The organism is Dorea sp. YH-dor226 (assembly GCF_039832105.1).
Classification (GTDB): domain Bacteria; phylum Bacillota; class Clostridia; order Lachnospirales; family Lachnospiraceae; genus Dorea_A.
Genome location: NZ_JBDOHS010000001.1, coordinates 93,071 through 105,518 on the forward strand (window position 1 = coordinate 93,071; position 12,448 = coordinate 105,518).

Sequence of the window (12,448 nt, forward strand, 5' to 3'; positions counted from 1 at the left end):
ATCTTTATCTCATACTTTTTATATATTCAGTAACGCCTTCACTGACTAACTGTTTGGAAAGTTCACCAATCTGCTCAAGGGTACATTCCTTTTGATGGTCATACCAGAAATGCTTCCATTGAGTTTTTTTGAAGATTTACTGATTTTTTACGAAATTCTATAAAAATATGGTACACTGTCAAAAGGTAACTCTTGGATACCGGGAATCCAGAACTGGAGGTGCTTTATTCCATGTATCACTACTATATGTTCCACAAACCTTTTGGCTGTGTCACCGCCCGCCGCGATGACCACTATCCGACGGTCATGGACTATTTTTCCGAACTTCACAATGACAATCTGAATCCGGTAGGCCGCCTGGACCGCGAGACCACCGGTCTTCTTCTGATCACCGATGACGGCATGTGGAATCAGAAGCTTACCCACCCGGCTTATCACAAAGAAAAGACCTATGAATTTACGGTCCTCGGAGACCTGACCAAAGAGAGAATCCGCGCATTAGAAAACGGCGTCCTCTTAAAGGGCGCCGCCAGTCTTACTTCTCCTGCCCGGATCACAATTACCGGACATAATATTCTTTCTGATATTCTTCCTTCTCTTCACCCGGAAGTACAGGCATCCATCTCCTCCAATTTGCCGGATCATCCGGTCACCTTCGGAACCATCACAATCACCGAGGGGAAGAAACGCCAGATCCGCCGTATGATGAAGTCCGTTCATTGCTGTGTGATTGAACTGAAACGCATCTCCATCGGCAGCATCTGTCTGGATCCTCAGTTAAAACCGGGCGAGTGGAAAGAATTCTTTCCTGACTGATTATTTGGATGCTACCTGAACACAGTGTTCTCTTACCCACTCTTTAACCAGGTTATTGAGAACAATATCCTTCAAATCTTCTTCTGAAGCTGCTTCCTTCAGAGAATCAACATCCGTATATCCGTACAGATCAGCCAGCTCTTTCAGTTCTTTTTCATAGGTTTCATCATCCATCTTGATCTTCTCTTTGTCAGCAATGGCTTCTGTTGCCATCTTCTGCTTAATATTTTCCTTTGCAACGTCTTCGACCTGCTGTTCAAAGTCCTCGACCGTTGTTCCCATCTGAGTTTCGATAAAGTCTTCATACTCCTGTCCATAATATTCAGCTGCTGTCTTATACTGTTCGATCAGTGAATCCGAGAACTCTTTCACTTCATCCTCCGGGTATTTTTTCACTTCCGTATTCTCCAGAACCTTATCCCATGCTTCCTGTGTAAGAGAATCTTCGTAATTCTGCTCGTTGTCTTCTTCCAGCTGCTTCTTGACTTCTTCCTTATATTCCTTTACATTGGCAGACTCTTCAGACACCTGTTTTACAAAATCATCCGTCAGTTCCGGAACTTCCGTCTGAGCAATAGATTTTACAGTAATCGTAAATACAACATCTTTTCCAGCCAGATCTGTATTGCCATAATCATCCGGGAACTTTCCATTCCAGTCATAAGTCTCTCCAATCTCATGTCCGATCACGCTGTCTTCAAATCCGTCAATAAACTGACCGGAGCCAATTTCCAGCGGATAATCTGTGGAAGATCCGCCGTCAAATTCCTCGCCATCCATCTTTCCTACAAAATCAATCGTAGCCGTATCTCCGCTTTCTACCGCACGGTCTGTGATCTCCTTCATAGTCGCATTAGACTGCAGAGTGGCATTGATCGTATTCTCTACATCTTCATCCGTAACCTCTTCCGGTTTTTCCACCTCTTCTACTTCTACACCCTTGTACATGCTGATCTTCAGTTCATCTGTTTCCAGACCCTTGCTTGCAGCACACCCGGACAGAAGCATGGAAGCTGCAAGAGCTCCTGTTAATATAGCTACAACTTTCTTTTTCATATCACACCTCATTATATCTTAATTTATTAATTGCAGGCTGTACCTTCATCAGACTACCATTATGTTATAGCACATTCCGTTTCACATTCAAAGCTTTTTCACACATATTTCACTCTTTTATTCTCCGAACTCTATAACAAGGGAGAAAACAGACGACATACATATTCCAGCAAATGAGCCCTGACAGAACGACTACGATACATGATCTCTGACATCCTTGTACACTGCCTGCTGTCTGCCCGAAAGATTCTTTCACATGCTTCGGCTGTTTCCGAATCAAAGATCAGGGCATTCACTTCGCAATTCAGATGAAAGCTCCGCATATCCATATTCGCACTTCCAATACATGTCACTTTTTTGTCCACACACATACACTTTGCATGCAGGAACCCCTTCTCGTATCTGTAACAGACCGCTCCGTACTTCACCATCTCTTCTATATAAGAGCTTGTTGCACGATATACGATCGGATGATCCGGTTTGCACGGATACATAATACAGACGGATATACCACTTTCAAGAGCCTGAAGTAAAGCTTCCCGAATCTTCCTGTCCGGCACAAAATAAGGAGTCTGGATCAGAATTTCCTTCCTTGCATGCCGGATCAGATACAGATAATTATCACGAATCAGGGGGCGGAGTGAATCCGGTCCTCCGGATATGATCTGGACTGCCTTATCTCCGGGGCCATGATTCTGTATGGATTGAGCATTCGTATTTTTCAGGATCAGCTCCTGACCCGTCGCATAATACCAGTCACGAAAAAAACGCAGCAGCAGGGTGATAACCGCGCTTCCCTCTATCCGGATATGCGTATCCCTCCAGTATCCGAATCTCCGATCATAGCCCAGATACTCCTTTCCGATATTATATCCGCCAAGGAATCCAATCTTTCCGTCAATCACTGCTATCTTGCGGTGATTCCTGCAGTTGGCCCATCTTCCGGAAAGCATCATTCCGAGACTTCTTCGTGTTCCGCCGCATATATTGCCATCTGTCTTTGCTACATATATTCCCTTTTTGCGAAGCATGTTCCATCTGCCTGCACAGACATTCCGACACCCCAGTCCATCATACAGTATCCTGACTTCCACTCCCTGTCCGGCCTTTTTTCTCAGCACTTTTTCCATCCTTTTCCACACCGGATCCTCCCGGATGATATAATACTGCAGATAGATGGAAGATCTTGCCTTCTTCATCTCTGCAATCAGTGCATGAAACAGTTCTCTGCCATCAGTATAGATCTGCACCTCATTATCATCTGTCAGTACGGCATCTCCCATTCTGCGATTGCAGCGTATTAATCCTTGATACACTCCAAACTCTGACTCCCAGTTCCCCATATCATTCCACCTGTCTGTTCCCTTTTGCCTCTATTATTCCTTTCTTTTCAGAAAACTAATCGAAAATCTTTGGAGCTCTTGCACTTGCCCTTAAAGAATGTTACAATATACGTCATGAAAACAGATTTTTAGGAGGTACATTGTGAAGACATTTACAATCGTAATGCTTGTTATTCTTGTAGTATTAATCGTTGCGTGCATCGTATTATATTTTTTAGGGAAGAGAGCAGAAAAGAAACAGGCTGAACAGCAGCAGCAGCTGGACGCAGTTGCACAGACAATGTCCATGCTCATCATTGACAAGAAGAAGATGAAACTCAAAGACGCAGGATTTCCGCAGATCGTAATCGACAACACACCAAAGTATCTGCGCCGTTCCAAAGTTCCTGTTGTCAAAGCAAAGATCGGACCGAAGATCATGACACTGATGTGTGACGCTCAGGTGTATCCGCTGATTCCTGTAAAGAAGGAAGTAAAGGCTACCGTAAGCGGCATCTACATTACGGCAGTAAAAGGTGTAAGAGGTCCGTTGGAGACACCACAGAAGAAAAAAGGTTTTTTTGCAAGGTTAACAGGCAAATAATCCAAAAGCATAAGATAAGTAAAAGCATTGGAGCTTAATGTTCCAATGCTTTTATATTCAGCGATATATTACAATCTGCCACCGGTTCACTGTTAATATCCAGCGCATAATTGACACGCACTTCAATCAGTGATTCCTGAACGTCTACACGCATCTCTTTTGTATGAACTCCCATCATCAGTTCTCCATATGGCGTCTCATACTCGGTCATATGAATCTTATCCTTTTCAAATATCATATGCGTATTCGTCAGTCCGCTTTTGATTATCTCCAGCTTTTCTTCCCCGGTAATACGTACTTTGTTCTTAATGACTCCCGGTACCCCTTCCACAAGCTCATCATAAAGAACATAATGCTTGCCGTTTTTGAGATAATACGCAGCCGGTGTAATCATCTCGATCGGCTCATTTTCTTCGTTATCTTCATAATCATCTGCATTTCCGGACACCTCATAATGCAGTCCGGATATACTGAGCAGTACATCTTTCGTCATAATCTCTCCTTAATATTCTTCTATATTAATCTGCTTTGTCTTTGTCACATCATAAGGAAGAATGGAATCTGCAAATCTGGTAAATTTCTCTGCCGCATCGCTGACATAGAAGTCATAAGTTCCGGGCTCGCCGGAATGATTGGCAATATTTCTTTCTTTCAATATTGCTTTCAGATCCATCGCTGTCTCATATGCAGGATTCACAATATGTACTTTCTCCCCGAAATACTCCATAATTCTGGATCGAAGAAGCGGATAGTGGGTACATCCGAGAATCATGGTATCAATATCCGTTTTCTTCATATCCGCCAGATAGATATCGATCACTTCCTCTGTGATTCTGTGCTTTGCAAATCCTTCTTCCACCAGCGGAACAAAAAGCGGACACGGCTTCCCTACCACCTCTGCATCCGCTTTCAGGCTGCGGATTACTTTTGTGTATGTCTCGCTCTTTATCGTTGCTTCCGTTCCCAGAACGCCAATCTTCCCATTTCTCGTCTCCGATACAGCAGCTCTCGCTCCCGGTATGATCACACCAATGATCGGGATATCAAACTCCTTCTGTACGGTGTCCAGTGCCAGTGCGCTGGCTGTATTACACGCAATCACAATTGCCTTAACCTTCTTGGTCCTTAAGAAATGGATGATCTGTCTTGAGAAACGGATAATATTATTTTTTGATTTGCTTCCGTAAGGAACTCTTGCAGTATCTCCGAAATACACCACATTCTCCTCCGGCAGCTGACGCATGATCTCTCTTGCAACCGTAAGTCCACCCACACCGGAATCAAACACTCCGATTGGTGCTGTATTATTCTTTTCCATATCTATGTATCTCCTTTATTAATTACATCCACTCGTATTACCTATTGTATCTCCTTGTCCCACAGTTTTCAAGTGTATAGATTTTTTCTATCAGTATTTTTACTTATCCCAAAAAACAATTGGATTATTCCGGTTCCAATCACTATACTGAAAATAAAGATCATGTCAATTCAGGAGGTAATAAATATGTCAATCACAGCTGAAACAGCGAAAGCACATGCGAATGATCCTGCAGTATTATGTTGCAGAGCAGAAGGTGGTATTACAATCGAGCCTGCAAACCTGGAAGATCCGGCTATTTTTGATGAACTGGTAGATTCCGGACTTCTTAATCTGGATGGCTGCTTAAAAATCGGGCAGGTTCTGGGAGCAAAATTAACAAAAACAAGTGATTCCTTATGTCCACTGACTGCAGATAATGTAGAAGGCTTTAAAGATGCTGCTGATATTTCCGAAGAAGAGCCGGAGGAAGAAGCTGAGGCAGCCGATGAAAATGAAAAGGTTGCCGGTGTAGAAGTCAATGTGGCCGGCGCTGTTACAACAATTAAAAATGGAAAAGTAGTAATTTCTATTAAAGAAGGAAAAGACATCTATCTGGAACTTCCAATATAATCTCATTTGATATTGTTTCCCGGAAAAACGGACTGCCGACGGCAGTCCGTTTTTCCGTTCTCATTTATAATACTTTCGATAAGAATTCCTGTAATCTCGGATCCTTCGGATGTTCGAAGAACTCTTTTGGCTCCGCCTGTTCTCTGATCTGCCCTTCATCCATGAAGATCACTCTGGATGCCACTTCTCTTGCAAATCCCATCTCATGCGTAACCACGACCATGGTCATTCCGTCTTTTGCAAGCTTTTTCATCAGCTCCAGAACCTCTCCTACCATCTCCGGATCCAGCGCGGAAGTCGGCTCATCAAAGAGCATTACATCCGGATTCATGGCAAGTGACCGTACGATTGCAATACGCTGCTTCTGTCCGCCGGACAGCTGGGATGGGTAAGCATTGGCCTTTGCATCCAATCCTACCATCTCAAGAAGCTCCATCGCCTGCTTTTCCGCTTCTTCTTTGGATTTCCCAAGCAGCTTGATCGGAGCAAGCGTAATATTCTGTAGGATGGTCTTATGCGGAAACAGATTAAAATGCTGAAACACCATTCCCATCTTCTGCCGGTGCTTATTGATATCTACATGCTTGTCTGTGATATCAACCCCTTCAAAGTACACATGTCCCTCTGAAGGAACCTCCAGAAGGTTCAGAGAGCGCAGAAAGGTAGACTTACCGGAACCGGAAGGTCCTACTACCACCACTACTTCTCCTTTTCTGATCTCTTCGGAAACTCCGTTAAGCGCATGCAGCTTCCCGAACACCTTATGCAGATTTTCTACTTTAATCAATACATCTCCGTTATTAGTGGTCACTGCTTCTTAACCTCCTTTCCAGAATGTTAACAAGTTTTGAGAATATCAAAACCATAACCAGATATATAGCCGCTACCGCGATCAATGGCATAAATGCATCATATGTACGGCTTCTGATGATGTCTCCGCCCTTGGTAAGATCCTGCAGAGCAATATAACCGGATACCGACGTCTCTTTCAGAAGAGAGATAAACTCATTTCCAAGAGCCGGCAGTACATTTTTGAATGCCTGTGGCATAATAATATGAACCATCGTCTGTGTGTAATTAAATCCCAGACTTCTTCCTGCTTCAAACTGCCCATTATCAATCGACATAATTCCCGAGCGGAAGATCTCTGCAACATATGCACCTGAATTAATACCAAATGCAAGCACCGCTACCAGTATCTTACTGATATCCACGCTTCCGAAGATTACAAAGTAGATGATCAGCAGCTGCACAACAACCGGAGTTCCCCGGAATACTGTCAGATACAATTTACATATGGCATTTAACACCTTAAGTTTTCCCGTCTTATCATAGGTCGAACGCACGATGGAAACCAGAAATCCCAGCACGATACCCAAAAGTACGGCAAAGAAGGTTACCTTTAAGGTAACCCCCAGACCTTCCCAGATGTATCTCCAGCGTTCTTCTGCTATAAAGTTATTCACAAACTTTTCCTGAAATGTCTGAAACATACTCTACATCCTTATCTTTTCAATCTATTCTGCATCATCTGCGGAAATATACTTTGCAACAATCTCGTCAATCTTTCCGGATTCTTTTAATTTTGCAAGTGCGTCATTGATCTTCTCTCTGAGATCGTCATTGCCCTTTGCCACTGCAATTGCATATTCTTCTTCTGTAAATGCCTCATCCAGAATCTTCAGTCCTTCTGCCTGTGCTACAAATTCTTTTGCAGGTTCTCCATCAATCACAACTGCATCGATCTTGCCCTGTGTCAGTGCCTGAACTGCTTCAAATCCCTTGTTGTACTGCTCTACTTCTGCATCCTCGATGTCTCCCGCGTAGATATCACCGGTCGTACCTAACTGAACACCGATCTTCTTGCCTACCAGATCATCAGGGCCTGCGATATCACTGTCTTCTTTGACGATGATCACCTGTGTTGCCGTTGCATAAGTATCGGTAAAATCTACATTTTTCTTACGATCCTCTGTCACTGTCATTCCTGCTGCGCCAAAGTCTGCTTTTCCACTGGTAACTGCCGGAATAATAGAATCAAATGCCATGTCTTCAATCTTTAATGTCATTCCCAGTTCTTCTGCAATTGCCTGAGCAATCTCTGCATCAATTCCTACAACCTCATCTCCTTCATAATACTCATATGGCGGGAATTCTGCATTGGTTGCCATAACCAGTGTGTCGCTTTCTTTACCGGATTCTTCCTTTGATTCTGTTTCTTCTTTTTTGGATCCACATGCTGCAAGTGAAAATACACATGCTGCGATCAAAAGTGTGCTAATCAGCTTTTTCATATTCATCATCATTTCCTCCAATTGTCCCTTTATTCATTATATTGCATAAAAATGCAAATCTAGTACATATTTTATCATATTTTCCGCAAAAAACAAGAGGCTTTTTCCACATATTTCAGCAAAAAAGCCCCTTATCTTATATGCAATATTATGCAAGAACCATCTGAATGATGGATACGATCACGATAATACCTCCCAATATGATCCTGTAATATCCAAATACTTTAAAATCATGCTGCTTGATATAGCCCATCAGGAACTTGATCGCCACAACAGATATTCCAAAGGATACCAGGCATCCCAGCATCAGCAGACCGAATTCGGTACCGGTAAAATGAAAACCGAACTTCAGAAGCTTCAGGAAGCTTGCTCCAAACATGACCGGAATCGCCAAAAAGAATGTAAACTCTGCCGCCGTCTCTCTTGCCACTCCGATCAGCAATGCTCCGACGATCGTTGCACCGGAACGGGAGGTTCCCGGAATCAGCGCAAGCATCTGGAAAAATCCGATCCACAGAAGCATCTGAACCGATAACTGCGAGATCTTTGTCACCTCCGGGCGTCTGCCTTTATTCCTGTTCTCAACCACGATAAACAGGATACCATATACAATCAGCATCACAGCCACCGGAAATGGCTTGTAGAACAGTTCATCCAGAAGATCGTTGAATAAAAGTCCGACAATCGCTGCCGGAACGGATGCAATCAGTACTTTGATCCACATCTGCCAGGTCAGCATTCTCTGCTTCTTTGTCTTTCTTTTTGAAAATGGATTGAGCTTATGAAAATACAATACGACAACCGCCATGATCGCGCCAAGCTGAATTACCACATTGAACATCTCCATAAATTCATCGCTGACTCCCGGCTTAAGCAGGTCTCCCACCAGGATCAGATGTCCGGTACTGCTGACCGGAAGCCACTCCGTAATTCCCTCTACGATTCCAAGAATAATTACTTTCAGAATATCTAACATTGTATACCCCTTTCTTTAATCCAGTACATATTTCTCAATAAATCTTGCTACCCCTTCTTCATCATTGGATGCGGTAATATAATCAGCTGCTGCCTTCACCTCCGGGACTCCGTTAGCCATTGCCACTCCGGTCCCCACCTTCTCCAGCATCTTCCGATCATTGGTTCCATCTCCGAAAGCCATGATCTCTTCTCCGGGGATCCCCAGGATCTGACCGAGTCTCAAAAGTGCGTTGCCCTTGTCTACATCTTTGGCATTGATCTCTACATTCTGGCTCAGTGCACCCGTAATCTCTATATCCTTGATCTTCTCAAGCTCCTTAAGCGCCTCATCCTTATCTGCAAGCGAAGCAAAGATTCCCTGCACCTTATCTACCGGGCGGTTGGTCTCTACGAATTTGGCATGTACATCCGGTATCGGTCTCCTGGTTGCCACCATATAATCAGCCATAGGGCCCGGCTCTATGTATCGGTGAATATTCTTCAGCATCGTTTCTTCCGAGTATCCAATTCCGTCATAGTAGATTTCCCGAAGCGTATCGTATTTTTCAAATACGGAAAGAATTGCATATGCCTTGTCTACCGGAACCAGATTCTCATAGATCGTCCGGTTCTCCTGCACATCCACGATCCTTCCTCCGTTCGCCGTCACCGCATACCGGATTCCCGGAAAATGCATAATCTCTTCCGGAACACCACTCACCGGCCTTCCGGTTGCCGGAAGCACGATGATTCCCTGTGCTATCGCGCGCTTCAGGACATCCTGTGTATAAGGCGTAAGCTTTTTTTCAGTCGTAAGAAGGGTTCCGTCCAGATCCATTCCTATCATTCGGGTCTTAATCTTCATAGGTAGTCAGTTCCTTTCCATCTTTTGAAAATACAAGAAGCCGCACGCTCACCTTATCACTGCTCTGATCATACGCCATCTGCCCATGCTCCATCATCTTGTCTACAACATCCTGCTTACCTGCCGGTGCAAAAAGTACCGTATCCTTACATGGAACCATGATAATCAGATCATCTTTCAGTTTATCCGCACATACTGTCCAAATATGCTTAAAGCACAATGAACTGGCCTCATGATGTCCGTCGGCCACGATTCCAAATCCTCCATACCAGGTATTGGCAATCACATACTCTACATCCCGTATCAGATTCTCACAGGCAGTATGATAAAGTCCTATTATGTCACACTCGGGTGGAAGCATATTATCTTTTAAAATCTCAAACACGTCTTCCCCTCTCTTTATTACAAATATAATCTTCAGTTCATCCAGAAATGCCATCACCGGAGTATCTTTTTCAGAAAAGCGTTTCCCGTTCAATGCCTGGGAATCTTTTAGCTCTTCTTTCACCCATGGATAGATTTTATCTTTAATTTTATCGAATTGATAATGCTCTTCCTCATATTTCTTCATAGATCTTGTCCCTCGCAAATATATTTTCAATTTCTATTCTAACAAAAATTGCTTTATAAAGCAATTTGTTGTATAATAATTAAACATATGGAATTATGAAAGGATAAAAATATGATTAGCAGGAAAAAGAAACATGTATTACGCTCAGCTCTTGCACTTGCCATCTGTGCTGTAACCATTGCTTCCACTACCACTCGTGTTTATTCGGCACCATCGACGACTACTCTGAAAGACAAGACGTCTGATCTGCAGAATGAGTTAGATGATCTGAACAGTCAGCTGGCTGCTTTAAGCCAGGAACTGGATTCCGCATCCGAACAGGTTGAGGAATTATCTGCAGAAATCGAAAAGTCCAAGCTTGATCTCGCGTCCGCTCAGTTAAATGAGGACCTTCAATATGAATCTATGAAAGATCGTATTCAGTTTATGTATGAAGGCGGCAGCGTTTCACTGATACAGATATTATTCTCATCGGAAAATATGAGCGATTTTCTGAACAAAGCAGAATACGTTACTACGATCAGTGAATATGACCGGTCTATGCTGGACGAATTAAAGGATGCGCGAAAAAGCGTAGAAAAGAAGCAAAATGAACTGACAGAAAAGCAGGGAGAACTTACGGAGCTTGAAGCAAACCTCACCGCAAAGCAGGAGGAACTGAATTCCAAGATCTCCTCCACTTCTTCGGAGCTTGCCGATTATCAGGCACAGCTGGAACGCGCGAAAGCTGCGGAAGAAGCACTGAAGAATGCACAGAATAACTCCTCTCCGGGACCTGTCACTCCGTCCAACGGAAATAATACGAACAACGGCTCTCAGAATCAGCCTTCTGTTCCCGCTTCCACCACGGATGTAGCTCTGTTAGCAGCCATTCTTCAATGTGAAGCCGGCGGTTACGATGGAATGCTGGCAGTCGCAACCGTAATCATGAACCGACTTGCCAGTCCACTGTATCCAAACACACTGCAGGGCGTCATCTATCAGTCCGGCCAGTTTGCACCTACATGGAACGGTTCACTGAACAGAGTACTTGCCAGTGGCGCATCTGCTACTGCATACACGGTAGCTCAGGATGCCCTTAACGGCGCCAGACATTCAGCAGTCATCCACTGCTATCAGTTCCGATCCGCATCTACCGGGGTATCCGGAATCAATATTGCGGGCAATGTATTCTTCTAAACAACTGAAAATATGCAGTAAAAAACAGGACTGTCGAAATGAATTCCGACAGTCCTTATTTTTTACTGGTAATCCATAACATCAATCCATTTCAAAAGAAAGTCTTTTTCCAGTTCATTCTCCTTCTCCAGCTGAGATGCTGCCACGATCGGAAGCCACTGCTGCACATACTGTTTTGCCGTATCACTCTTCTTACAGAACAACTTCAGATACAAGTCTGCTGTTTCCTGATCTTTCAATGCAAAAAGCAGATAAGTCATCGCTGCATCCGCACTTGCATTTCCCTGTGTTGCATGTGCCCAGTCCACTACCGTCATCTTACCATTCTTTCCTACGATCACATTACTCGGATTAAAATCACCATGACATAGTTTGTCATGTTTCGGCATACTTTCCAGGCGTGTCAGAAGTTCATATCTCTGTGTAGCGTCCAGAGCCTTCAGCTGATTAATCTGTTTTGCAAGCTTATCCTTCAGTTTCATCAGCATCGGAGCCTTCTTTTCGTGTACTTTCAACTGCAGATCCACGAAATCTGACATATACTTTTCCAGATTGTCATGGTCTACCTTCATCATTTCTTCCAGTGTCTTTCCGTCCTTATATTCAATCACCAGCGCCCACTTTCCGTCAATCTGAGTCACTTCTTTTAACTTCGGTATCTCAAGTCCTGTTTCTTCCACTCGCACTGTGTTCAGCGCTTCATTGAAAACTGCTGATTTCGGATGCGTCTTTTCAAATACTTTCACGATACCTTCTTCTGTTTTGTAAACTTCTTTATAAGGACGTTTTACAATTACCTTGGCTTTTTCCGTTTTCATAGATATCCCTCCTGACTGTATTTCGTTCGTTCAATT

14 protein-coding genes and 1 pseudogene are annotated in these 12,448 nt (G+C 43.6%); 4 read left to right on the forward strand and 11 right to left on the reverse strand.

Features of this window, described 5'->3' with window-relative positions:
- Window positions 1-231: 231 nt before the first annotated feature.
- Window positions 232-816, forward strand: a complete 585-nt coding sequence (locus ABE547_RS00480; RefSeq protein ID WP_347376940.1) for a pseudouridine synthase — start codon at window positions 232-234, stop codon at window positions 814-816.
- Here the strand turns inward: ABE547_RS00480 and tig are convergent, their stop codons facing one another.
- Complete coding sequence (gene tig / locus ABE547_RS00485) at window positions 817-1,872, reverse strand: trigger factor (RefSeq protein WP_347376941.1); 1,056 nt, start codon at window positions 1,870-1,872, stop codon at window positions 817-819.
- Window positions 1,873-2,003: 131 nt separating this feature from the next.
- A complete protein-coding gene (cls, locus tag ABE547_RS00490; RefSeq protein ID WP_347376942.1) occupies window positions 2,004-3,215 on the reverse strand; it encodes a cardiolipin synthase in 1,212 nt (403 codons plus the stop codon).
- A 142-nt stretch (window positions 3,216-3,357) separates the two neighbouring features.
- On the opposite strand from cls, the gene ABE547_RS00495 reads away from it, so the two are divergent.
- The gene (locus ABE547_RS00495) at window positions 3,358-3,798 is read left to right on the forward strand and encodes a hypothetical protein (RefSeq protein ID WP_347376943.1); all 441 of its coding nucleotides are present in this window, start codon (window positions 3,358-3,360) and stop codon (window positions 3,796-3,798) included.
- 34 nt (window positions 3,799-3,832) lie between these two features.
- Here the strand turns inward: ABE547_RS00495 and ABE547_RS00500 are convergent, their stop codons facing one another.
- On the reverse strand, window positions 3,833-4,291 hold the full coding sequence (locus ABE547_RS00500) for a DUF1934 domain-containing protein (RefSeq protein ID WP_347376944.1): 459 nt from the start codon (window positions 4,289-4,291) through the stop codon (window positions 3,833-3,835).
- A gap of 9 nt (window positions 4,292-4,300) precedes the next feature.
- Window positions 4,301-5,116 carry a glutamate racemase gene (murI, locus tag ABE547_RS00505; RefSeq protein WP_347376945.1) on the reverse strand — a complete coding sequence of 272 codons (816 nt, stop codon included), beginning with the start codon at window positions 5,114-5,116 and terminating at the stop codon, window positions 4,301-4,303.
- A 186-nt stretch (window positions 5,117-5,302) separates the two neighbouring features.
- Here murI and ABE547_RS00510 point away from each other — a divergent pair.
- Window positions 5,303-5,725 (forward strand): annotated as a pseudogene (locus ABE547_RS00510) (D-proline reductase (dithiol) proprotein PrdA); the annotation flags it as partial.
- Between the two features lie 67 nt (window positions 5,726-5,792).
- On the opposite strand, the gene ABE547_RS00515 reads toward ABE547_RS00510, so the two are convergent.
- The 6 genes from ABE547_RS00515 to ABE547_RS00540 all read right to left on the reverse strand — a co-directional run bounded on the left by ABE547_RS00515 (window position 5,793) and on the right by ABE547_RS00540 (window position 10,415).
- Window positions 5,793-6,539, reverse strand: a complete 747-nt coding sequence (locus tag ABE547_RS00515; protein ID WP_347376946.1) for an amino acid ABC transporter ATP-binding protein — start codon at window positions 6,537-6,539, stop codon at window positions 5,793-5,795.
- Entirely contained in the window at window positions 6,529-7,221 is a 693-nt protein-coding gene (locus ABE547_RS00520; protein WP_347376947.1) for an amino acid ABC transporter permease, read from the reverse strand. Before ABE547_RS00520 ends, ABE547_RS00515 begins: the two co-directional genes overlap by 11 nt.
- Before the next feature lie 24 nt (window positions 7,222-7,245).
- The gene (locus ABE547_RS00525; protein WP_347376948.1) at window positions 7,246-8,028 is read right to left on the reverse strand and encodes a transporter substrate-binding domain-containing protein; all 783 of its coding nucleotides are present in this window, start codon (window positions 8,026-8,028) and stop codon (window positions 7,246-7,248) included.
- A 142-nt stretch (window positions 8,029-8,170) separates the two neighbouring features.
- Window positions 8,171-8,998: an undecaprenyl-diphosphate phosphatase gene (locus ABE547_RS00530; protein WP_347376949.1), complete on the reverse strand. Its 828-nt coding sequence runs from the start codon at window positions 8,996-8,998 to the stop codon at window positions 8,171-8,173.
- A gap of 15 nt (window positions 8,999-9,013) precedes the next feature.
- Window positions 9,014-9,844 carry a Cof-type HAD-IIB family hydrolase gene (locus ABE547_RS00535; RefSeq protein WP_347376950.1) on the reverse strand — a complete coding sequence of 277 codons (831 nt, stop codon included), beginning with the start codon at window positions 9,842-9,844 and terminating at the stop codon, window positions 9,014-9,016.
- A complete protein-coding gene (locus ABE547_RS00540) occupies window positions 9,834-10,415 on the reverse strand; it encodes a hypothetical protein (protein WP_347376951.1) in 582 nt (193 codons plus the stop codon). Before ABE547_RS00540 ends, ABE547_RS00535 begins: the two co-directional genes overlap by 11 nt.
- Before the next feature lie 111 nt (window positions 10,416-10,526).
- Between ABE547_RS00540 and ABE547_RS00545 the strand changes: the two genes are divergently transcribed.
- Window positions 10,527-11,594: a cell wall hydrolase gene (locus ABE547_RS00545; protein WP_347376952.1), complete on the forward strand. Its 1,068-nt coding sequence runs from the start codon at window positions 10,527-10,529 to the stop codon at window positions 11,592-11,594.
- Between the two features lie 62 nt (window positions 11,595-11,656).
- Here the strand turns inward: ABE547_RS00545 and ABE547_RS00550 are convergent, their stop codons facing one another.
- Entirely contained in the window at window positions 11,657-12,412 is a 756-nt protein-coding gene (locus ABE547_RS00550) for an aminoglycoside phosphotransferase family protein (RefSeq protein ID WP_347376953.1), read from the reverse strand.
- Window positions 12,413-12,448 lie beyond the last annotated feature (36 nt).